The 20,821-nt window shown below is 39.9% G+C and carries 22 protein-coding genes; 9 read left to right on the top strand and 13 right to left on the bottom strand.

The features are described from left to right. Positions 1 to 12 precede the first annotated feature (12 nt). From BW724_RS23935 to BW724_RS04150, 4 genes are all read right to left on the bottom strand, one after another. Positions 13 to 1,203: a hypothetical protein gene (locus BW724_RS23935; RefSeq protein WP_205160358.1), complete on the bottom strand. Its 1,191-nt coding sequence runs from the start codon at positions 1,201 to 1,203 to the stop codon at positions 13 to 15. Positions 1,204 to 1,389: 186 nt separating this feature from the next. Continuing rightward, on the bottom strand, positions 1,390 to 2,868 hold the full coding sequence (locus BW724_RS04160) for a DUF2357 domain-containing protein (protein WP_088073853.1): 1,479 nt from the start codon (positions 2,866 to 2,868) through the stop codon (positions 1,390 to 1,392). Next, positions 2,843 to 5,119: an McrB family protein gene (locus BW724_RS04155; RefSeq protein WP_088073851.1), complete on the bottom strand. Its 2,277-nt coding sequence runs from the start codon at positions 5,117 to 5,119 to the stop codon at positions 2,843 to 2,845. Before BW724_RS04155 ends, BW724_RS04160 begins: the two co-directional genes overlap by 26 nt. A gap of 223 nt (positions 5,120 to 5,342) precedes the next feature. Then, complete coding sequence (locus BW724_RS04150; protein ID WP_088073849.1) at positions 5,343 to 6,062, bottom strand: hypothetical protein; 720 nt, start codon at positions 6,060 to 6,062, stop codon at positions 5,343 to 5,345. 578 nt (positions 6,063 to 6,640) lie between these two features. Here BW724_RS04150 and BW724_RS04145 point away from each other — a divergent pair. The 4 genes from BW724_RS04145 (at position 6,641) to BW724_RS04130 (ending at position 10,878) form a co-directional block, all read left to right on the top strand. Next, positions 6,641 to 7,975: an ABC transporter substrate-binding protein gene (locus BW724_RS04145; RefSeq protein WP_088073848.1), complete on the top strand. Its 1,335-nt coding sequence runs from the start codon at positions 6,641 to 6,643 to the stop codon at positions 7,973 to 7,975. Positions 7,976 to 8,199: 224 nt separating this feature from the next. Beyond that, positions 8,200 to 9,126 (top strand): carbohydrate ABC transporter permease, encoded by a 927-nt coding sequence (locus tag BW724_RS04140; RefSeq protein ID WP_088073847.1) that lies wholly within the window; start codon positions 8,200 to 8,202, stop codon positions 9,124 to 9,126. Next, complete coding sequence (locus BW724_RS04135) at positions 9,126 to 9,962, top strand: carbohydrate ABC transporter permease (RefSeq protein ID WP_088073846.1); 837 nt, start codon at positions 9,126 to 9,128, stop codon at positions 9,960 to 9,962. The genes BW724_RS04140 and BW724_RS04135 overlap by 1 nt, the downstream gene beginning before the upstream one ends. Before the next feature lie 247 nt (positions 9,963 to 10,209). Beyond that, entirely contained in the window at positions 10,210 to 10,878 is a 669-nt protein-coding gene (locus BW724_RS04130; protein WP_088073844.1) for a YesL family protein, read from the top strand. An 85-nt stretch (positions 10,879 to 10,963) separates the two neighbouring features. Here BW724_RS04130 and BW724_RS04125 read toward each other — a convergent pair whose 3' ends face one another. The 6 genes from BW724_RS04125 to BW724_RS04100 form a co-directional block, all read right to left on the bottom strand. Continuing rightward, positions 10,964 to 11,413 carry a DoxX family protein gene (locus tag BW724_RS04125; RefSeq protein ID WP_088073842.1) on the bottom strand — a complete coding sequence of 150 codons (450 nt, stop codon included), beginning with the start codon at positions 11,411 to 11,413 and terminating at the stop codon, positions 10,964 to 10,966. 219 nt (positions 11,414 to 11,632) lie between these two features. Beyond that, positions 11,633 to 11,905 carry a type II toxin-antitoxin system RelE/ParE family toxin gene (locus tag BW724_RS04120; protein ID WP_088073840.1) on the bottom strand — a complete coding sequence of 91 codons (273 nt, stop codon included), beginning with the start codon at positions 11,903 to 11,905 and terminating at the stop codon, positions 11,633 to 11,635. Further along, positions 11,905 to 12,156: a hypothetical protein gene (locus BW724_RS04115; RefSeq protein WP_088073838.1), complete on the bottom strand. Its 252-nt coding sequence runs from the start codon at positions 12,154 to 12,156 to the stop codon at positions 11,905 to 11,907. The genes BW724_RS04120 and BW724_RS04115 overlap by 1 nt, the downstream gene beginning before the upstream one ends. Before the next feature lie 144 nt (positions 12,157 to 12,300). Beyond that, positions 12,301 to 13,038: an NAD-dependent deacylase gene (locus tag BW724_RS04110; RefSeq protein WP_235848889.1), complete on the bottom strand. Its 738-nt coding sequence runs from the start codon at positions 13,036 to 13,038 to the stop codon at positions 12,301 to 12,303. A 4-nt stretch (positions 13,039 to 13,042) separates the two neighbouring features. After that, positions 13,043 to 14,251, bottom strand: coding sequence for a DUF2804 domain-containing protein (locus BW724_RS04105; protein ID WP_235848888.1), 1,209 nt, complete (start codon positions 14,249 to 14,251; stop codon positions 13,043 to 13,045). 29 nt (positions 14,252 to 14,280) lie between these two features. Then, positions 14,281 to 14,601, bottom strand: a complete 321-nt coding sequence (locus BW724_RS04100; protein WP_088073837.1) for a hypothetical protein — start codon at positions 14,599 to 14,601, stop codon at positions 14,281 to 14,283. Positions 14,602 to 15,003: 402 nt separating this feature from the next. On the opposite strand from BW724_RS04100, the gene BW724_RS04095 reads away from it, so the two are divergent. The 5 genes from BW724_RS04095 (at position 15,004) to BW724_RS04075 (ending at position 18,731) form a co-directional block, all read left to right on the top strand. Next, complete coding sequence (locus tag BW724_RS04095; RefSeq protein WP_088077672.1) at positions 15,004 to 15,933, top strand: YitT family protein; 930 nt, start codon at positions 15,004 to 15,006, stop codon at positions 15,931 to 15,933. 241 nt (positions 15,934 to 16,174) lie between these two features. Further along, positions 16,175 to 16,672: a small multi-drug export protein gene (locus BW724_RS04090; protein WP_088073835.1), complete on the top strand. Its 498-nt coding sequence runs from the start codon at positions 16,175 to 16,177 to the stop codon at positions 16,670 to 16,672. A 24-nt stretch (positions 16,673 to 16,696) separates the two neighbouring features. Further along, a complete protein-coding gene (locus BW724_RS04085) occupies positions 16,697 to 17,437 on the top strand; it encodes a hypothetical protein (protein ID WP_088073834.1) in 741 nt (246 codons plus the stop codon). A gap of 14 nt (positions 17,438 to 17,451) precedes the next feature. Then, positions 17,452 to 17,853, top strand: coding sequence for a GntR family transcriptional regulator (locus tag BW724_RS04080; RefSeq protein ID WP_088073833.1), 402 nt, complete (start codon positions 17,452 to 17,454; stop codon positions 17,851 to 17,853). 2 nt (positions 17,854 to 17,855) lie between these two features. Continuing rightward, entirely contained in the window at positions 17,856 to 18,731 is an 876-nt protein-coding gene (locus BW724_RS04075) for an ABC transporter ATP-binding protein (RefSeq protein ID WP_088073831.1), read from the top strand. A gap of 100 nt (positions 18,732 to 18,831) precedes the next feature. Here the strand turns inward: BW724_RS04075 and BW724_RS04070 are convergent, their stop codons facing one another. From BW724_RS04070 to BW724_RS04060, 3 genes are all read right to left on the bottom strand, one after another. Beyond that, positions 18,832 to 19,230, bottom strand: coding sequence for an HI0074 family nucleotidyltransferase substrate-binding subunit (locus BW724_RS04070; protein WP_088073830.1), 399 nt, complete (start codon positions 19,228 to 19,230; stop codon positions 18,832 to 18,834). Next, entirely contained in the window at positions 19,206 to 19,529 is a 324-nt protein-coding gene (locus BW724_RS04065; RefSeq protein WP_088073828.1) for a nucleotidyltransferase family protein, read from the bottom strand. The genes BW724_RS04070 and BW724_RS04065 overlap by 25 nt, the downstream gene beginning before the upstream one ends. A gap of 215 nt (positions 19,530 to 19,744) precedes the next feature. After that, positions 19,745 to 20,800, bottom strand: coding sequence for a linear amide C-N hydrolase (locus BW724_RS04060; protein ID WP_176371286.1), 1,056 nt, complete (start codon positions 20,798 to 20,800; stop codon positions 19,745 to 19,747). Between the last annotated feature and the right edge of the window lie 21 nt (positions 20,801 to 20,821).

The following is a 20,821-nucleotide window of genomic DNA, read 5'->3' as shown; positions in this document are numbered from 1 at the left end:
ATTAAATGTTTCTTAGCTACCTTCTACCCATTTTTTCGTGAATCCCCAGTCTCTCACTGTTCCATCGTTGTGTAGGATGTTTAAGTAAACACCATCTCCTTTACCTACCTGCCAAATCGCTTGTGCTGTGTTTTCTTTATCTGATATCCCACTTGTTTTTATGTAGTTAAAGAAAGTACTCTTTCCCGGTCCATAACTCTGACTTACGTATGCTACAAGATAAATGTCAATGCAACTCGCACCTAAGTTACCTGGTTGTTCTTGAAGAATATGATTTCTAATGATTTGAACTCGCTCCCTAGAATTTGATTGAAGGAGTTGGTCTTTTATCTTGTCAATCTTGTACGCATAGTAACTTCGTTTTTCCCATTGTTTTAATTGAGTGACGTCACCATTTACTTCTACTAATTTATCTAACATATTTTTTATATTACAAACGGTAGGAATGACGTTCGAATGAATACTTCTACCCCTTATTTTTTCCGGCAACTGAAAAACTACAGTATCTTCATCAATTTCATCTTCTATATCTGTTTCACCAACCATATCTAATTTATCTATATCACCTGATTCATTGTCTGGTGGTGTCCCTGGTAATTGATTGTAAAAAATTGATCCATAACTACTCTTCAAGAATCTACCGAATGCGAATAGCGCCCTATCTAATTTGCGTAATTTTTGATGAGTTTTTAACGTTGAAGTTTCTGTTTTGAACAAATCATTAATATAAGGTACATATTCTTCTAAGTAGATGTTCATTATCTGATTGCGTGAATATGGGAGTTCTTTCTGTTGTTGGTGCTTGATGTACATGTATGCGCGATACACATGCTGGTCAAAGATGGGGTACTTGAGAGGATCTATGATGTGAAGTAAAAATATCTTCCAGATTCCATCACTGAGGTCTGGGAATGTGGTATTTAGTTCTTCCATCGTGAAGCCTCGTACTTTATACGCATTGATAGTTTTGAATTTGTCTTCAATACTACTAACATAGGCTTTCTTTGCTTCACTAAAAGGGGTGCCGTTTTTCCAAAGGAATAGCTTCGTGATGTCACCCTCGTCATACTTAACCTTTTGAATGGCCGCTTCGTAAAATGCAGTATCATACTCGTGCTTCGTATTATATTGATAGAATTGCGCCCACTCATTGATGAACTCTTCTAATCTATCAATCTTAGTAATGGTAAGTGTTGGAAACATGTCGCGTCCTCCAGTCGAAATTGGTTTACATAGCAATCGATCTTAGAAAAATGACAACATCGCGAATATAACAATGTAAGCACCGTAAAAAGTTCAGGGACCTGGTCCCGCACAATTTCGTGAACGTTCACATAATTTTCGGGGACCTGGTCCCTAAATTTAAATTCGGGGACCAGGTCCCTGAATTTATCGCTCCATCCAGCTCCTGAACTCATCCATAGTGCTTCCTGGTTTAAACAGAAACGCCCCCATTCCATACTTCTCTTGATACTCCTTCGAATAGAAGTCTTTTTCCTCACTATAAGTAGCTTGCCTCGGCGTTAAAATATACACACCTGTTACGACCCGCTCACCAGTTTCCCTTTGAATAATGCCATCACGATACTTATGCATCTCCGCGAGTGCATTCGGAATATTGGAATCTACACGATACTTCGGATCAAATATCACCATCTCGTCCTTGTACTCAATCGTAATATCAGGAATCATTCGTTGCGTATAAGTATAGAAAGGCTTCGAGTTGTTTTGAATGAGACGTTGGAAAGTAAGATAGCCCTCCCCCTTCAACTTCATTCTACTCTCCTTATTTTTTCCTAAAGACAAGAAGAAACGCTCTTCTTCCTTTACAAATAACCCCTGATAGTTTTCGATTAAATCCAGCTCCCTCAACACCTTCACCACTTGAAGATACGCCCAGATCTCATAAATATCATACGTATCCTTAAGTCCTAAGGATTGATCCATGTCGAATGAAACGTTTTGGAACTCATAAAGTGACTGAAACCACTTGAACCACTCTTTATAATATGGGTGCTTTCGAAAGGCTTGGGACGTCCTGATCGTTCCATTAAAAGGACTAACGTTTTTCAAGAACGATCTCGTTAACCAGAAGGATATCCAATCGAGATATTCCTGCGCCTCCGATTCCATTTCTTCAAGGTCAGATCCACGGTATTGAAGCAATAGCTGCCTTAACTGTAGAAGCTGTGTAAGGACAACCTGGTTTTCATACGTTTGGTAGGTCTCTTCAGCCTTATTCGTCTGGATATGATTAGGCATACTATTTTGCGTCCACCCATAGCGCTGACCATATCGTTCAATCCAGCTGGCAGTACGCTGCGTCACTGTCTTCACTTGCTCTTTTTTCAACAACCTATCTTCCCTTTTTAAAACTCGAATGGGGTTGTTTTCAATTAGTTTAAAGATCTTTCGAAGCCTCAGCATATTGTTCTTTATATATTGCCATTGAAGGTAGGACGGTTTATTCGTTCGACCACTCGCCGTAACATCCCGCTCTAGCCCCTCCGCTTGAAAACAAATCATGCCCTCTTCTAATATATCTGCAAGCATCTGCTCATAATCCTGAAGCAGCATCTTCCTATTATCAGGATAAATAAATTGGGAGATTTCCTTCGTTTCGTTACTGATAAGTGTGAACCTCACTGTGCCACATTGAAAGGGTGTTTCTATCGTACCAGTCCAATCGTCACCTACCTTAACCATTGGCAGGGGGATCCCTTGCATGTGAAGCTGAAAGGGATCCTGAGTTTTACAACGCCACTTATAGGACGTTGCTTCTTGAAGAACCGCTTCCTCTAGGGACGTCCACGTTTGATCGGAACTATCCCAGATTTCCAAATTAACGCCAGAACTGGGTAGCACCATATCGGTCTAATTCCTTTCTCATCCTGTCTAAATGTCGCATCGTTTCGCTTCCTTCTTCTAACCGAGTTTTACACCAATCCGTCCACGCATCAAACAACGGAAGCAGCTGCTCATCACCACGAAGCTTCGGCAAAACCTTTTCTGATATCACCCTATCAACGGCGTGTATTCTCTCCATTCGAATTTCTGCAGGCAACGTGGCATTCTTATGAAGCTTTCGCAGCATTTCCTTCACCGTACGATAGCCAAAATGGAGATCATACGGAATGAGGAGGCTATGCAATTCCGTCAACAGTCCCCATTCCAATTGCAGACTATCCTTAAACTTGTTATCCAGTCGATCCCAGAAAGTCTCCAGATCCACATCTGATAAAGTCATCACAAAGGCCCTATCCAGCACCTTATCTGAAAGGCTATGCGTTGTCTCATCCACATTAATCGTCCCAATTAGATATATGTTGTTTGGAATCTCGACCGTTTTCGGAATGTCCTCCACCTCATCATTCACATGAAGCTGAATTGGCATTTTGGACTCCACTGCACTTAAGTAATCACTTAAGTAGTACTCCACCTTCGCTAAATTCATCTCATCTAATACGACAAAAAACGGCCGGTCTTTTTCTTCATTGGCACGGAGGAGCACATCGAGAAACTCGGTTCGAATATATTTTTTCTCAAAGGAACTGTAATAGCCAAACAAAGCCGTCGAATCCATCCAATCTGGCCTCACTGGAATGATCTTCAAATACGGATTATCATCGTCCACATTCAAGCCATAAACAGCATTGGCATAAATCTTGCTCAGCTGCGTTTTCCCAGTACCTGAAATCCCATTCAAGATAACAAAGTGCTTATCTTCTAGACTCGTCATGTTAAGGTGAAAATCACGAATGATTTCTTTGGAAAAAGTGAATTCGCTCCCTTCAATCGCATCGAAAATATTCACTAAATCAAAGGAGATAGATTCCGTACCCTCCACTAAATCCTCGTCATCTTCGTCTAGCTTTTCTTGACTATGCAGGCCAGACTCCCCTTTTGGCAAGCTTATATGACCCTTCACATCGGCAAAAATTAACGAAGCTGTAATCAACTTTGACTTAATGTCACCAATATCCTCCTGAAATTCTTGCGTGCTATTATCATAGTGTCCAATCAAGAAAGATTGCTCGTCCACAAATGTGAAGCCATTTTTCCTTAAATCATGATGTGCTTGCTCTTGTAAAAGTTGGTTTTGGTTGTCTTCATTATGCCGACCTCTTTGGTAAAACGACTTTCGAAACGTCCACTCATAGATTTTTTCATCCAAGAATGGTCGAATCTGTGGGTACATCATTCCTGCATTTTTCACCCTAACACCGAGAAACTCTTTCCCCAGCTGACCTCGATGGATAAAAAGCATGTCACCTTGAACAATCAATTGCTCCTTTTCATAAACGGAATAAGCTTGTTTTGTCACATGTGTCTTCATTTTTACCACATCATCAAGAACTATCTTATAATCGTGGTTGTGGATACGGATTGGTAGAGTGTCATTATGCTCCTTTAATTTATCTAGCACAGTAAGGGCAGAAGAATGGGTTTCTAGCTCATCACTTACAAACTGACGAACTGGCGCAAGCTTCTCGTATGTGTCCCACATCAATTCTAGTAAATCCTCTTCCCTCATCGTTCCGTCAATTGACACTATTTTCCCAAAATGAATGGTAGGCGTTCTTCTCTTATCAAAATAACTCTTCAACTGATCATGTAGGTTGTGTTGGGCAATCCGCTGCAACCCATCGTCAATGACCCAAATCTCTATATCCTCTGAAAGGACTTCTATCATTTGGGCAAACTTTTGCTTGTTGATTTCAGGGCCACCTACTAGGATTGGATAAAAACTAGCATTCATTTCAATCCTTATTTGCTGATGCTCCAAATTGAAATTTAGCTTTAACGCGGTAAATATAGATTCACTATACGGCTCCCTAAAAAAGCGATGCTCTTGTAGTTCTACGAATCCTTTACGACCATAATTCTTCTTTTTCTCTGCATATTTAGGATTCTTCGCATCTGATACTGTTGTTTTCAGGGTACTCTCATAACCATGGCGAAAATAATGCCCTAATTCAGGCGCATTGGTCTGGTATGTATGAATAAATTGATCTAAGATTTCCCTAAGCTTTGGTTGAATCTCATTCAAGATTGTCTGGCTTCGTTCACCAGCATCTTCCATGCTATTAATCTCTGTCCATCTACTGGAATCTATCATTATGTACCCTCCTAAAGTTCAGGTAAATTTCAGGGACCTGGTCCCCGAATTTTATGTGAACGTTCACAGAATTGTGCGGGACCAGGTCCCTGAAATTTTTATGTCTAAGTATTCTTAATTATATCATTCTGAAGAAGTGAGTTAAAAATCTCGTAGATTCAAAACAAAAAAACAAGTATCCCACCCCTTTGATAAAGAAGGGGTAGGATACAAAACAAACATCTTACGGCCGCAATTCAAACCACACTTCTGCATCGCCTCTGCGCTGGTACGCAATGAGTGGTGCCTCATCATGCTTATCCACCAAGAAGTACGTATATCCTTCGCGATCCGCCCCTTCATAGAGTTCATTACTCAAGTCTGGCTCGAGACCTGATACGGAGATAAAGTCATCATACGTATTTCCAGAAGTACTCACTGCATCGAATTGGGCATGATACAGATCGAATGGTTCTTCCTCCACTTCATTAATAGCAACATGGAACTTAGCCAGGATATATTCTTGCCCTTCACCAGGTTCTTCATTAAATTGATTCCCTTCACGAACCATATCCCAAGCTTCGTCCCCACTGATCACTTCAAGCATTTCAATTTCCATGCTTACATTTCCATGAAAAATGTCAAAGTACTCAATGGAAACTCGTTCTCCGATTGTTAACGGGTTAGACCTTGTGCCAATGTCTGTGTTTTCTTCTTCATCACTGTTTTCTTCCTCTGATGCTTCCTCTTCCTCAGATGCATCGTTATCAGCACTACTTTCCTCTGTTGCATCTTGATCTTCAGTGCCTGCATCATCTTCTGCTTCTGTGCCGGTTTCTGTAGCCGTATTTTCTTGACTATCAGCATCTGTATCTACAGATTCAATAGATGCTTCCTCCCCACAACCTGCAATTAGTACTAATGCAGCAGCAACAAGGATTGAATTTAAGAGTAATTTTTTCACTTGTTATCCCCCCATGAATGTTATTTACACGTTAAGGATAACAAGGCAATTTGACACCAACCTGTCAGCAAACACATGTTTCTTAAAAGAAAAAAGTTCAGGGACCTGGTCCCGCACAATTTCGTGAACGTTCACATAAAAGTCGAGGACCAGGTCCCTGAACTTGCTTTCATTAATTTGTTCGTATGAGTTCTAACCATACAAGTTGTTTAATACACTTTTACAAACAAGTACAACACCAACCTTTATGGGTAATAATACCCGTGACTTGAGTTATATCAATGAATACATTTCACTAATCTCATATCTCGAGTGGCTTAATTCAACATAAATCACTTAAGAATTCATACGTATAAACAACCACTTCAATCCAACAAGAGACATGTACATTCGTATAAGACTATCTCTTCAGTTCCGATCACTAATTGGGGGTGTTATAGCTGGGAATGAAAAATGTAACCGCTACAATAAATACACCATTCAAGGAGCGAGAATTTTATTTTTTCGAAAAAGGATCATCAGCAACAAGATTTAGCTAATCTATTCACATACCCAAAAGGTTACAAGGAGGAGAAGAAATGAAGAAATTATTGTTTCTTAGTTTAGTAGCTTTCCTTATTGTCGTTTTAGCAGCATGTGGGGGCGATGGTGATGACACTGCAGGTGGTGACGCAGACGAAGTAGAAACTGTTGGTACAGATTTAGAAGATGCAACGGATTTAACATTCTGGACATTTGCAGGAACACACGCTGATTTTTTTGCAAGCGCAGCAGAGCGTTGGAACGAAGAGTATCCAGACCGGGCAATAGCCTTTACTGCTGAAACATACCCTTTTGATCAAATGCATAACAACCTGTTGCTAGCATTACAGTCTGGCTCAGGTGCACCAGATTTAGTTGATATTGAGATAGCAAGGTTCCCTAACTTTTTACAAGGAGATGTTCAGTTAGAGCCTTTGAATGACTTAATCGAAGGTGAACTAGACAATTTCATCACAGAAAGACTTGATATTTACGGTAAAGACGGCAACTATTACGGGGCACCTACTCACCTTGGGGCTACGGTTGTCTATTACAACACAGAAATTATGGATGAAGCTGGTGTAGATATTGATTCCATTGTGACATGGGATGACTATATTGAAGCAGGGAAGCAAGTGGTTGAAACGACAGGCATTCCGATGACAACAATTGCTGATGGTTGGTATGGAATTTGGCCTTACATCACGCAAAGACACTCTGACTTCTTTGATGAAAATGGTGAATTAACTTTAGATAATGATATTAATATAGAGACATTAGAGTTCATTAATCAAATGGTAAATGAAGATGGTATTGCTGAAATGTCACCAGGTGGAAACTATCATTCAGAAGAATTTTATGGCTTTATGAATGACGGAGGTCAGGCTTCACTAGTGATACCGATGTTTTACATGAAAGACTTTACAACTTACATGGAAGATTTAGAAGGAAAAATTGAGATTCGACCAATGCCAATTTGGGATGAATCTGATGCTAGAACAGTAGGTATGGGTGGTACTGGTACAGCTGTTACAAACCAATCTGAAAACGTTGATCTTGCAAAAGACTTCCTATACTTTGCGAAACTGTCCGAGGAAGGGAATATCCACCTGTGGACGGAGCTTGGTTTCGATCCACCACGTTGGGACGTATGGGATGCACCTGAAGTAAGGGAAGATAATATTTACTACCAATTCTTCCACGATGACATTTTTGATATATTGCTAGACATTCGCGATGATGTGGCAAGTGTCAACATTACAGAGCACACACCAGATGTACTCGACGAGATTGATACGAACATCATGCACAACGCAATCCGAGAACAGTCTCAAACTCCAGAAGAAGCACTTCGAGAAGCAGCTGACAGAGTTAGATCTGTAATGGACTAATTTTTGAAAAAAAGCTGGAGTTAGAATTATCCCTGCGTGGAAAAACTTATACATTTCATTTTTCAGAAGAAAAAAAGGGCTAAGGACAGGTATGTTAATACTTGTCCTTCCTTCATAGAAAAACGGAAGTGCCTTCGTTATCGTCCATAAAAACGCGACAGAGCCGTGGGCACTAAAGGAAACACAGCCCCAAGTTTTAAATAAATCGCATGAGGTGTGATGATATGTCTGCGACTTCCGCAACGAGTAAGAACAAACAAAATAAATTAATGAAATTCCTGAATTCAAAGAAAGTCGTTCCTTATGTGTTTGTCTCTCCGTTTATCTTGTCATTTTTAGTTTTGACATTATATCCAACTATTCAAGCATTTATCATGAGCTTTCAGAGAATTCTACCTGGCCAAGTCACCTTCGTTGGAATGTCAAACTACGATCGAATATTTAATCCTACTTTTTATAAAGCATTACAAAATACAACTGTTTATATGATTTTAACGGTTTTCATTTTAGTAACCGTTCCAATCCTGTTAGCAATTTTCTTAGATTCCAAGTTAACGAAGTTTAAAACTATTTTTCGCTCGGCACTATTCATTCCTTCACTGACGTCCGTCATTGTTGCCGGGGTAATCTTCAGACTAGTATTTGCTGAATCCGACACAGCAGTAGCAAACCAAGTATTAGGTTTCTTTGGCGTCGATGCCGTCAATTGGAGATATAACAGCTGGTCTGCCATGTTCTTAATGGTCACGTTAGCATCATGGCGCTGGATGGGTGTTAACGTATTATATTTTTTAGCTGGACTGCAAAATATTCCTAAAGAGCTATATGAATCTGCTGAAATTGATGGGGCAAATGTTTTTCAAAAATTTAAGAATATAACACTACCTTTTTTAAAACCAATCATTATCTTTGTTTCTACCATTAGTATCATTGCCGGCTTCAGAATGTTTGAAGAAAGCTATGTTTTCTGGGAAACGAGCTCGCCAGGTAATATAGGTTTAACGCTCGTCGGGTATTTATATCAGCAAGGGATTCAACAAAATGATATGGGATTCGGGGCTGCGATCGGCGTCGTGATCTTGATCATCATATTTGTCGTAAGTTTGATCCAGTTGCTGCTGACAGGCGCGTTTAAGAGGAGTGATATGTAATGTATAAAAACCTAAAAGTTTATAAATGGATCATAAATCTATCTCTTACCATTGTATGTCTCATTGCATTATTTCCATTAATTAGTTTAATTATCTCCTCTTTTCGACCGTCTTCAGAATTGATTAGAAGGGGTATCACTTTTAATGTAAATATTAGTGAGTTTTCACTTTCAAACTACAACTATATTTTTGTCCAAGCTCCTGAATATTGGCAATGGTATATGAACAGTTTAATTATTTCAGGATTAACCATCGTTTTATCATTATTCTTCTCTTCGATTGTCGGCTATGCATTGGCAGTCTACAATTTTAAAGGAAGAAACTTAATATTCTTATTTGTACTGTTCATTATCATGGTTCCATTTGAAATCTTAATGCTACCACTCTATCAGTTAATGGTTGATTTACAGCTGATCAACACGTACACGAGTATCATGCTCCCATTAATTGTTGCACCTATTGCTGTATTTTTCTTCAGACAATACGCATTGGGCTTACCTAAAGAATTAATGGACGCTGCAAGAATTGATGGTTGTACTGAATACGGTATATTCTTCAGAATCATGATGCCTTTAATGCTCCCTTCCTTTGCGGCAATGGCTATCCTGCAAGGGTTAACGAGCTGGAATAACTTCTTATGGCCGCTTTTAGTAGTTCGGTCAAACGATATGTTCACCTTACCTATCGGTTTAGCTTCCCTCTTGACGCCTTATGGAAACAACTATGATATCTTGATCGCAGGATCAGTCATGACCGTCATTCCGATCGTTATTCTGTTTATCTTTTTCCAACGATATTTCGTTGCCGGCTTAACGACAGGTGGCGTGAAAGGGTAAGGTTTGGAGGTTTAGATGAGAAGTGTTTGGGGCTTGGGGCTTGGGGCTTGGGGCTTGGGCTTTGGTGAAAATTGGAGTCTGGGCCCTCCTCGGCCATGGCTGGTTCCTCGGAGTCTGGTGCATGGGCACTCGGGCTTGGATCCTTGGACTCGGGATTGGCGTTAGACATAAACAAGCATGACATTTTCAAAAACGAAATTCTTCTAGTATGCAGTTAGCAGTTAGTAAGAGTAGGTGGGTGGAAAAAATGAATGGCAGTAAAGTTGTAAATATAGTTGAAGTGTTCTTCACATGGATCACTCGAATTGTCTATTTGAATGTGCTTTGGATCTTGTTCACTTTGATGGGACTTGTGGTAGCTGGATTGTTCCCAGCTACCATGGCTACGATAAGTGTAGCTAGGAAGTGGATGTTAGGAGACAGGGACTTTTCTGTTTTGAAAACTTTCAAGGGATTTTATTCTGGAAGTTTCTTAGTTTCAAATGTTGCTGGGTGGATCGTTGCCAGTGTGGGAGCACTCCTATATTTAAACTACACTGTTCTCGTTAGTTTGGGTGATGAGGTCTTTTTCCTCGTTCCATTTTCCTTTTATCTCATTGTGTTTCTATTTTCAGTGATGGCTGTTTGGGTGTTCCCTTTATATTCTCATTATGAAGGTGGGCTGAAGCAACACCTAAAAAACGCCCTCATCATTGGAATTGGGAAGTTGCATTACACACTGTCCATCTGGGTGTTATTATTCTTCATTGTATATATTTCGTTAGAACTGCCAGGCATTATTCCATTTTTCATGTTTAGTATGATTGGGGTGTGCTGGACATGGATTACAATGACCGTGTTGAAGAAGTTAGATGAAAGGGAAAGTTCAGAAGTTCAGGGACCTGGTCCCGCACAATTTCGTGAACAGTCACAATAAATTCGGGGACCAGGTCCCTGAACTTTATGTGAACAAACAAAAAAGTTGATTGATGCCACTCCCATGGTGGCACCAATCAACTTTTTTATTCACGATTCTCTTTCAACCAAGAAACGACATTAGTGGAAGTAGAGGTATTTGCACCTTCTATAAGCCTATCTACAGATAAATAATTACTTCCTGTTATGCCTAGAAGAATACAGGCTGCCATTAGAATAAGGTTTAACTCATACCCTGCTCCAGCTTCACTCCTCAGTAATCCCTCTGAAAAATGAATGAAATAAATTGCTCCTAACATAATTGGCACCATTAATGATGCTGCCACCCTAGTAGCAAGCCCCAACATTAATGCAATTCCTCCAATTAGTTCTACAGATCCAACAACATAGGCCATCACCCCAGGTATCCCCATACTCTCAAAGTATTGTGCCGTATTATTTATTCCGCCAGTAAACTTGTCTAATCCGTGGGCAGCAAAAATCAATCCTACAGAAAACCGTACAATCATCAACCCTAATTCAGTCGTCTTATTCATACTTTCCTCCCTTCTATACCTTAAAAACAACTTGTACTATAGTAGATTTTATAGATATAGAAGGGAATTTATTCTAAGAAAATTCAGGGACCTGGTCCCGCACAATTTCGTGAACGTTCACATAATATTCGGGGACCAGGTCCCTGAACTGTCCTGAACTTCCTAACTTAGGGGGAGAAATAATAGAAGTTAGTATTGGAGTTTGATTGAAAATATGCATTAGCTTTGTTTTTGATGTTTAAAAGCTTTGATATAACAAATTTTACGATCCTCTGAAAAAGAATAGATAACTATATAATTATCTATAAGAACACGATAACTCCCTTTCCATTCAGGTTCATTAGCTGGCATTGCCTCCATAATTGATATAATCTTGTCCTGAATTTTAAAAGCTAGTTCTTTTTTATATTGCCTTGTTTCCTCATTGCTAAAATATCTACTTTTTATCTTTCTAAAATTACTCCTTGCTTCTTCTGTCCACAATATTTTCATCAAACCTCACCGCGGTCAATTGCATCGAGTATTTCTTCTGTTGTATATAACCTTCCTCTTTTAATATCTTCATCAGCACGTTTAATCATCTCCCTTAACTCGGGGTCAGATTCAATCTCTTTTTCAACTTCATTTGCTTCGATTTGTTGTATTAAATAACGATTACCTTCTACATCAACAATGCTTTTTGTGGATTCTTTAATAAGCCCCTTAAACAATTCAGCTTCTAATCCATATAATTTCTTTGCCATTTAGATCCCTCCTCTTTTACTTCATTATACTATGTCAGTTCTTATTCTTACCAACAGATCTTGGATTATAATTCAGGGACCTGGTCCCGCACAATTTCGTGAACGTTCACATAATATTCGGGGACCAGGTCCCTGAACTTTTCCCTATTTCCGCAACAGCTCGTCCACTCGCTCCAGCACTTCGCCAGCTTTTCCTTTAATCGTCAGGTCAAAGGCATTCGCCCCTCTCACCTCGTCCAAATTAATAAACACTGTCTTCCCATTCGTCATCGCTGGCAGTTGATTTACTGGATAAACCTCTAAACTTGTTCCAATTACAATGACCAAATCAGCTATCTCTATATTCGCTAGGGTGGTTTGCCACGATTCCTGTGGCAGCATTTCACCAAATAGGACAACATTTGGACGCGTTCTTCCCCCACAGGTAGGACATGGAACCTTTTTAAGGAAAGCAGTTTCACTAACCTCCGCTCTACAATCGTTACATCGATAAGATTTAATGGAACCATGCAATGTTTGGACATGCTCAGCTCCAGCTGTCTGATGGAAGTTGTCTACGTTCTGTGTAGCGACGAGCTGGACTAAACCTTCCTTTTGCCAATCCGCTATAATGAAGTGACCTTTATTTGGTTTTAGTTGAGACAAGCCAGAAATTCGAGTGCTATAAAACTCATGAAATAATTCATAATTATCTTCTAATGCCTCCACAGTCGCGACCGTAAGAGGATCGATGTTTTTCCACCAGCCTGCCTTTGAACGAAAATCAGGAACACCACTTTCCGTTGACATTCCTGCTCCAGTAAGAATAACAGTGTGGGAAGAACCCTTTAACAGTTTTACAAACTCTGTTTCCCAATTTACATTCATGTCATCAACTCCCATGTTTTCACCACCTCGCCATATGATCCTCCGCCCATCCTAGAAGGGAATCGATAGCTATCGTTTTTCCGTCCACTGTCTTCACATGTCCTTTAAATATCCCGATCATTTGATGAACCTCCGATTGGATCACAACCGCTTTTGTTGCGGCCGTCCGCTCGAATAAGGGTTCAAAAGTGAGAGACACGGCATCTGTTTTTTCCGACCTTAATGTCCATGGTTTCATAAAATCAGTCTTATCATACTTCCACACGATGTCCTCGTGAATCTTTGTCAGCTTGCCGTCCACGACGATCCCATTTTCATTCTGCCCAGTACCGTCCGTCCACTGACCTCCGAAATTCAGCCCAACGACATGGCCGCCCGTCTCCCCAGAGGCAGATGCCCAATTCCATGTGGAGCTGTAAGGCCATTTTCCACGACCAAAGTCAAGACAAGCGAAAGCCTCTTTTTTTGAAAAATGATAGTGGTCCTCTCCCCAACGCACTTCCCCCTCTGTCGGGAGCGTTGGCTGCTTTGAAGTATATTGAAAATGCTTGTCGCTCCAAGGCACAACCACGTTTAAGCTTTCATGCCCATCTGGTCGATGAACCATCAAATTTGCCGATAAGGAAACTCCTTTCCCACTGAAATTAGGGCACTCCACTTTAATTTCTGTTGCAGCCCCCTTTTCTTCCATGCCAATCATCAGATTTTTACCAGCGTATTGAAGCGATGCATTCACTTTTTCTGGCATATGAACCCCTTTTCCAAACGGGACCAACTCTGTTTTTTCAAAAAAACGGAGGGTCTTGAGGTCCAGAATGTACACGAACATCACAGCGGCATAATCGAGATGGGAGATGGTAGCTGAAAACAGGACATCTGGAGTTGTCACGGCCCAGTAATTCCAGCGCTTCTTCCGAAGATAACTGCCTGACAGGTTACTGCCAATAAGTGGAGTCTTCGCCCAGCCGATGCTGTTTTGATTGAGGTTTCCGGCCTCATCACACAAATTCGTTGGGACGGTGATTTCGTTTGCCTTTGCGTTTGCGTTATCGTTTGAGTTTGCCTTAGCATTCGCGTATGCGCTTGAATTACTATTTGCGTTTGTGTTTGCACTCCCCATTTCGTCCGCGTTTGCGTTACGATCTGCGTTTGCCTTAGCATTCCCCATTTCGTCTGAGTTTGCGTTACCTTTTGCATTCAGAATTCCGTCTGTCTTGTCCTTTGTCATGAAACCGCCTCCTCTTTCAAACTTGAAACCTAGCTTAGTTTTTTGGTTGGAAAACGATAGTGTGGGAGTACCTTTTCTAAAAGTGCCCGTAGCTCTGATTCCGTCATTGTTTTCAAGGAGACATGGCCCATTTTCGTCGTTTTACCGTCGTACTCCCTAAGCATTTTCACAAAAACATATCCGTTTACCTCACCATTCTGTAAAGACTTTACCTGCGTAACCACATTTCTTTTCCCAGTATCTGTCTGCCTATCACGAAAGAAAAACTCTATTCTGTCATAGGAATCTGTGCGGGAATTTAAGCCATAGGAGCTAAGAAGCTCACTTATTTTTTCAAATGATAACAACATTGTTCTTTTCACCTCATAGCATCATTTTATATATAACTCTTTTTCTAGAGATCTTCTTAATCCAAACCAGATTTTATTTTTTCCATATCATTTATTAATGAATCTTAATTCTTTCCCTCTTTGGCGAAACCCTTTATTTTTACCAGATTTCATTCCTCCCAATAGATTACCTCTATTAACACTCCCTCCAGCTCATTATCCAAAATCTACTTCATTTTCAAAAACTGGACTCCAACCTTCCGCCTGAAAACGCTTGCTAATGTCTGAATATATAATCTTTTATTAAAAGCGCTCAAGCCTATTGGGTAGGGGGTTGAAGCTATGTTATACTTTCGTCTGATTGATAAAAATAGGCTAGAATTTTGGCCTCGCATTGACCATGAAATTAGACGAAGTTCAGCAATGATTGAAAACATACAATTAACTTTTAAAAAAGGAGGTATCACAGTGTCAAAGCTATTTGAAGGGGTTCGTTTAAAGTCCATTATTATCATACTAATTGGAACGCTAGTTTTCGCATTTGGAATCATACATTTTAATTTAGAAAATGGTCTGGCTCACGGTGGATTTACTGGAATTACCCTATTACTTTATTATTTATTTACGATCGAGCCGTCCCTTTCAAACCTATTATTAAACATTCCATTATTTTTAATAGGTTATAAATTATTTGGAAGATTAATGTTGATTTATAGTTTGATAGGAACCTTTTCCCTGTCCGTTTCCTTGCGACTGTTCGAACTTTACCCTGTCACGCACTTACCGTTACAAGATGATATGATTCTCGTCTCTGTTTTTGCTGGCGTGTTCGCTGGGACTGGACTCGGAATGATTCTTCGCGCCGGTGGAACGACTGGGGGAGTTGATATTCTTGCTCGTTTGGCTGAAAAATATGTTGGAATGAGCCTCGGAAAGTTTATGTTTGGATTTGATGCCTTTGTCATCACTATTTCTCTCATTCACATAACGCTCACCAACGCCATGTACACACTCATCACCGTGTTTATCGCTAGTCGCGTGATCGATTTTATTATTGAAGGAGCGAGTGCGGCAAAGTCCACCATGATTATTTCGTCAAAAACGGAAGAGTTATCTAAGGCAATTATTGAGAGAATGAGTCGTGGGTCAACGGTGTTAACAGGAAGAGGGAGCTTTACGGCGGACGAACGGGAAATTTTATACTGTGTAGTCAACCGAAGTGAGCTTATTCAATTGAAAAACCTCATTCATGAAGTGGATCCATATGCGTTCTTCTCCATCAACGATGTGAAAGAAGTGTCTGGAGAAGGGTTTACGTTTGATAATAAGCGCCGCCCGCTGAAGCCCTCCTAAAGAAGTTCAGGGACCTGGTCCCCGACAATTTTGTGAACGTTCACGAAATTGTGCGGGACCAGGTCCCTGAACTTTTTTTATTTAAAACCCAATTTAAATTAATTCTTAATGACCTCTTGACATTTCAAATCCAGGTGTTAAAGTGTGTATATAGATATAAACACCATAACAGTGAAACACTATTGCATTACTAATTTGCAACTGTCTGTTTCGTTGAAAATGATTTTAGGAGGCATATATAATGGAAATATTACATGTGTTTTGGCCATACATTTTGGTCTTTATTTTCGCTGCGACACCCTTTTTTGAAGCATTTACTGTGATACCCCTTGGGATTTTCGTTGGACTTCCTATAGTCCCTGTGTTCATACTAGGAATAACTGGTAATGTTCTTACCGTGTTGCTTGTTATTCTATTTATCAACAAGATTAAAGAATGGAGAAGGAAACGAAGTAACACTGATGAGGAAAAACCAACGAGCAAACGGGCCTTACGTGCGCAAACAATTTGGAAAAAATACGGTTTGCCTGGATTAGCTCTAATTGGTCCATTATTTGTCGGAAGTCATTTAACTGCTTTTATGAGTATCTCGTTAGGTGGCACAAAAAGAAAAGTAGCCTATTGGATGACAGCTAGTATGATCATTTGGAGTATCACCTTCACTATTCTTGTCTACTACGGTATAGATTTTCTTGGAATCGAGAATCGCAACCTATTTGACAACATCAACGGGAATTAAGTTTATAATACAGGAGGAAAAACGATGGTAAAGCAAGCTTTTTGGTTTGCAAAGAAAGAGTTGAAATATCATGTGACAGCAATGATTTCTACAGCACTGTTTGTTGTATTTGTTGGGATCATTGCCGCACTTCATCTCGAAGATGCTGTCCACACAATTTTCGTTTCCGACACAACAACCTACAGTCGTTTTGTACTGGATTTTTTATTTATCGGCCTAACACCTACGTTTGGGGCCATTTTCTTTGCAAAACCTTATTTAACATTTAGGACGATTAAAGAAGATCCCTACGGTAAGCGAATGGCTTTTTTCCGCGCTTTACCAATCCCTGTCAAGACACTGGCCTTGAGCAGAACCATCATCATGCTGACGACACTCGTTACTTTGTCGATAGTGTTTTACACAACTATTACCATAACAGTTCAAACAAGCTTTTTTACAATATTGTCTCCTGAAAAATATATAATTTTTATTTTGATCTGGTTTGGATTTGCACTTATGCTGGCTGGGTTTAACCCCTTTGTGGAATATGGTACCAGTGGCAAAGCCCTTTTTATAATTCCAAGCATCGTGTTAATCCCGATTATAATTACGATTATCGTGATTTATCAAATCTTTGATCTTGGAATCGTTGAGACCGTCTTTTTAGCCATTGACAAACTAGGCTGGATAGTTGCAGTTATTGCGATTCTCTTAGGAATCCTAGGCAGCTATATTTGGAATAAGTTGCTGACAAAACGTTTATTAAAAAGAGATTATTTGTAGAAGGGAGTGGGAGCATGAAGTTACCCATCCACGTCTCTCAAGAAAGCCGGGAACCAATATATCATCAAATCGAAACACAAATCAAAGCATTAATTGTTGGCGGGCACCTCCCAGCTGGGTCCCCTCTCCCTTCGATTCGTATGTTAGCCAGTCATTTGTCCTGCAGTGTCATTACAACACGACGTGCCTATCAAAATTTAGAGGCTCAAGGCTTTATCAAAACCATCCAAGGAAAAGGAACGTTTGTGATTCAAATCGAAGCTGGGAGACAAAAAGAAACGAAGAGAAAAGTTGTCTATGATGCCTTTCAAAAAGCAATGGAACAAGGTAAACAGGTTGGCTGTACTGCTGAGGAAATGCAGCACATCTTCGAAGAAGTCCTAAAGCATGATGACGATGAAAAAAATGGAGGTTAATTATGACAACCACTACCTCGCTTATTAAAGTAAAAAATTTACGGAAGCAATATAAAAAATTCATACTTGGTCCAATTGATTTTGAAGTTGAAATGGGGACCATTGTTGGCTTAGTTGGTGGAAATGGTTCGGGAAAAAGTACGTTCTTACGCTTGTTAATGCAAATCATCAAAGCAGACGAAGGGCAAATCGATATTTTTAACCAAAGCCTCCAGGAAAACGAAGTGGAAATTAAACAAAAGATTGGTTATGCTGGGGAATTATTGGAGCCTTTTGGTCACCTCCATGTGTCAGAACTGGCCAGCCTTATTTCCTATTGGTATCCTAGATGGGACAATGAACGCTATAAGCACCTCATTCAACGCTACCAAATCGATCCTGAAGAAACGTTTGCTAAGGCTTCCAAAGGAACGAAGAAAAAAATTGATTTTGTTTTCGCACTATGCCATCATCCAACATTGCTTCTTCTTGATGAACCAACCTCTGGAGTCGATATTATCTCACAGCGAAAGATGAGGGAAGATATCATGACGTTTATGGAGAATGGGGAAAAATCCGTTTTGTTGGCCACCCATGTTGTGGAGGAGGTCAATAAGCTTTGTGATTATGTCACGGTCCTTGATGCCGGGAAGGTCGTGGAATCCTTTAATAAGGATGACGTTTATGAACACTGGGCACGTATGTGGGTATCCTATATTCCAGATTCGGTAAAGCAACAAGCTTATGTCGTGCAATATGATGTTGAACCTTGTCAAATTGTTACAAATAACATGAATGCTTTAGGTGCATTACTAGAACAGGAGCAGGTCACCATCACCCACACTCAACGACTGACGGTGGAAGAAGTGCTAGAATTCCTTATTGAAGATCAACAGTGACGAAAGAAACTTTCAGGGACCTGGTCCCCGACAATTTTGTGAACGTTCACGAAATTGTCGGGGACCAGGTCCCTGAAATATTTTAGAACACTCTTCTATCTTATTCATTCACCGTTTCTCTCATTCTTTCCACCCATTTATCTAATAAGGAGTAATACTGATTTAAACTTGAATGAATTTTAACAGCAACTTCTTCGTTATAGGTATGAACAGTTAAGTTTCTATCATTCACCATCTGTAACGCTAAGATTGTCTCGTGTTCATCAAACAACGATACTTCTCGACTTTTTCGAATCACTCCTTTAGGTGAGGCAACATCAATACCTTCTATATCATAGAGATATTGTTTAGCTGATTTCCAACAGGCTTCATATGTAAATTCGAAGCGCTGAATGGAGGCATCACGTTCCACATCATTCGGTTTTTCTATTTGTACAAGTTCTTGAAAGGCCATCAATGCCCTTTCAGCTGCGTTCAACCTCTCCTGCAATCTTCCCATAAAATCCCCTCCTCTTTAATATTATTAACAAGAGCTGGACTTGCCGTATCTAGATCCACTATGTCAACTTGATAGGGAATTGTAGATTCCTCTATCCGATCAATTAATTCTACCCATTTTATTTGAGGAAGGGGATCTGTAGCTTCAATGGCTAGATCTATATCAGAACTTTGTTTTTCCTCTGCCCTGGCCCATGACCCAAATAAATAAACTTTTACACTTTGATCTGATAACGTCTCGCTCACAATTGCTTTTAATTCGTTTATAATTTGTTCCCGCAAATCAGTAGGAATAGTCACTCCTTCCCCTCCTTCCCTAAATTTAGATTATAACCCTACACCTCATTCAAACTACGTATCCACCAACGTATCCTTTGTCTTACTATACATACATTATATGATAGAGTGTCTCCATATCGCTAGCAGTCTAACACAATAACTGTTCAGGGACCTGGTCCCCGACAATTTTGTGAACGTTCACGAAATTGTGCGGGACCAGGTCCCTGACGATTTTCTTAACTCTTCTCTATAAAAACTTTCTTGATTGAATCAGGATAGTTTATAAGCTCCCTCTGTTCATTCGGAGGAAAAATATCACTAATTGGCTCATAACTTAACAAGATAATCCGCTCATTATCTTTTGTTTGGTATGGTTGAAAATGACTAGAAATCCTCCCAGAAGCTTTATTATCTATTGCCAATGCCATCACCTCGTTACTACTATGAAAATGAAAGTCGTCAAGATGGATAGAACGAATTTCATGATTTTGTAGATCCCTATAAAAAATGGTTTGATTGTAGATATCGAATACAATACTCCAATACGTAAAGGTTGGTGGCAACCCGTCCCCTACCCACTCCCACTGGTTTTGAGCCGATGGTTTTGCTGCTACTTCCTCAAGTAGGTCAAATGATTTTTGAATTGGATTATCAAGAGAAGATTGACTTTGAACATCTTTTACTAACCGATTCACTAAACAAAAACGGTCGAGAGAAGTAGTTTTATTTGAAAATTTCTCTAACGGAGATTTCTCAAACTTTTTTGCATACGCAATTGATTTTTCATAACTTGTATTTGTCATCGTGTAGTATTCAGCATGCTCTGTCACATGACATGCACCATCAATAAAGTCGATCAGTACGGTCCTCCCTGTGGAGTCAGCAATCGTGTAATGAAGTTCATAAACCGATTTTTCCAACCTAAAATCCTCTAAATGCTCTAACACTTCCTCAACTGAATCGAACTGATCAAGTTGATATTGAATCCATTGTAGTTCGTTCAATCCAGGACGATCATCCTCAGCTGGAAACTCGCCATCTTCCTGATGCATCATGGCAATCGTTAATCCCTTTTCGTTCATACCACTCATTGGAAGCTCTCTGCCAAATTGTGTGAATGTCACAGTACCGTAGTTTGAAACCCAGGTGATCTTTGGAGCACCCTCCTTCGTTATAGATTGTTTCTTCAGCCCCCTCGGACTTACCACAATAAGACCGTGCCCGTAGTAGAAATCATAATTTTGCCCTAAAACAAATGACTTATCCGTTTGAAATGTAAATGTTGTACACATTCTCTGCATCCCTCCACCAAG

It is taken from the genome of Litchfieldia alkalitelluris (assembly GCF_002153425.1).
Taxonomy (GTDB): Bacteria; Bacillota; Bacilli; order Bacillales; family Salisediminibacteriaceae; genus Evansella; species Evansella alkalicola.
The sequence above is the reverse complement of the archived record's forward strand: the minus strand, read 5'-3'. Positions and strand labels throughout refer to the sequence as shown.

Excerpts from the sequence above, each read along its gene's own strand:
- BW724_RS04090 (WP_088073835.1), top strand. The coding sequence starts at position 16,175 with ATGGAAATATTACATGTGTTTTGGCCATACATTTTGGTCTTTATTTTC.
- BW724_RS04080 (WP_088073833.1), top strand. The coding sequence starts at position 17,452 with ATGAAGTTACCCATCCACGTCTCTCAAGAAAGCCGGGAACCAATATAT.
- BW724_RS04155 (WP_088073851.1), bottom strand. The coding sequence starts at position 5,119 with ATGATAGATTCCAGTAGATGGACAGAGATTAATAGCATGGAAGATGCT.
- BW724_RS04140 (WP_088073847.1), top strand. The coding sequence starts at position 8,200 with ATGTCTGCGACTTCCGCAACGAGTAAGAACAAACAAAATAAATTAATG.
- BW724_RS04085 (WP_088073834.1), top strand. The coding sequence starts at position 16,697 with ATGGTAAAGCAAGCTTTTTGGTTTGCAAAGAAAGAGTTGAAATATCAT.
- BW724_RS04075 (WP_088073831.1), top strand. The coding sequence starts at position 17,856 with ATGACAACCACTACCTCGCTTATTAAAGTAAAAAATTTACGGAAGCAA.
- BW724_RS23935 (WP_205160358.1), bottom strand. The coding sequence starts at position 1,203 with ATGTTTCCAACACTTACCATTACTAAGATTGATAGATTAGAAGAGTTC.
- BW724_RS04130 (WP_088073844.1), top strand. The coding sequence starts at position 10,210 with ATGAATGGCAGTAAAGTTGTAAATATAGTTGAAGTGTTCTTCACATGG.
- BW724_RS04095 (WP_088077672.1), top strand. The coding sequence starts at position 15,004 with ATGATTGAAAACATACAATTAACTTTTAAAAAAGGAGGTATCACAGTG.
- BW724_RS04135 (WP_088073846.1), top strand. The coding sequence starts at position 9,126 with ATGTATAAAAACCTAAAAGTTTATAAATGGATCATAAATCTATCTCTT.
- BW724_RS04115 (WP_088073838.1), bottom strand. The coding sequence starts at position 12,156 with ATGGCAAAGAAATTATATGGATTAGAAGCTGAATTGTTTAAGGGGCTT.
- BW724_RS04070 (WP_088073830.1), bottom strand. The coding sequence starts at position 19,230 with ATGGGAAGATTGCAGGAGAGGTTGAACGCAGCTGAAAGGGCATTGATG.
- BW724_RS04125 (WP_088073842.1), bottom strand. The coding sequence starts at position 11,413 with ATGAATAAGACGACTGAATTAGGGTTGATGATTGTACGGTTTTCTGTA.
- BW724_RS04105 (WP_235848888.1), bottom strand. The coding sequence starts at position 14,251 with ATGACAAAGGACAAGACAGACGGAATTCTGAATGCAAAAGGTAACGCA.
- BW724_RS04145 (WP_088073848.1), top strand. The coding sequence starts at position 6,641 with ATGAAGAAATTATTGTTTCTTAGTTTAGTAGCTTTCCTTATTGTCGTT.
- BW724_RS04120 (WP_088073840.1), bottom strand. The coding sequence starts at position 11,905 with ATGAAAATATTGTGGACAGAAGAAGCAAGGAGTAATTTTAGAAAGATA.
- BW724_RS04100 (WP_088073837.1), bottom strand. The coding sequence starts at position 14,601 with ATGTTGTTATCATTTGAAAAAATAAGTGAGCTTCTTAGCTCCTATGGC.
- BW724_RS04160 (WP_088073853.1), bottom strand. The coding sequence starts at position 2,868 with ATGGTGCTACCCAGTTCTGGCGTTAATTTGGAAATCTGGGATAGTTCC.
- BW724_RS04110 (WP_235848889.1), bottom strand. The coding sequence starts at position 13,038 with ATGGGAGTTGATGACATGAATGTAAATTGGGAAACAGAGTTTGTAAAA.
- BW724_RS04060 (WP_176371286.1), bottom strand. The coding sequence starts at position 20,800 with ATGTGTACAACATTTACATTTCAAACGGATAAGTCATTTGTTTTAGGG.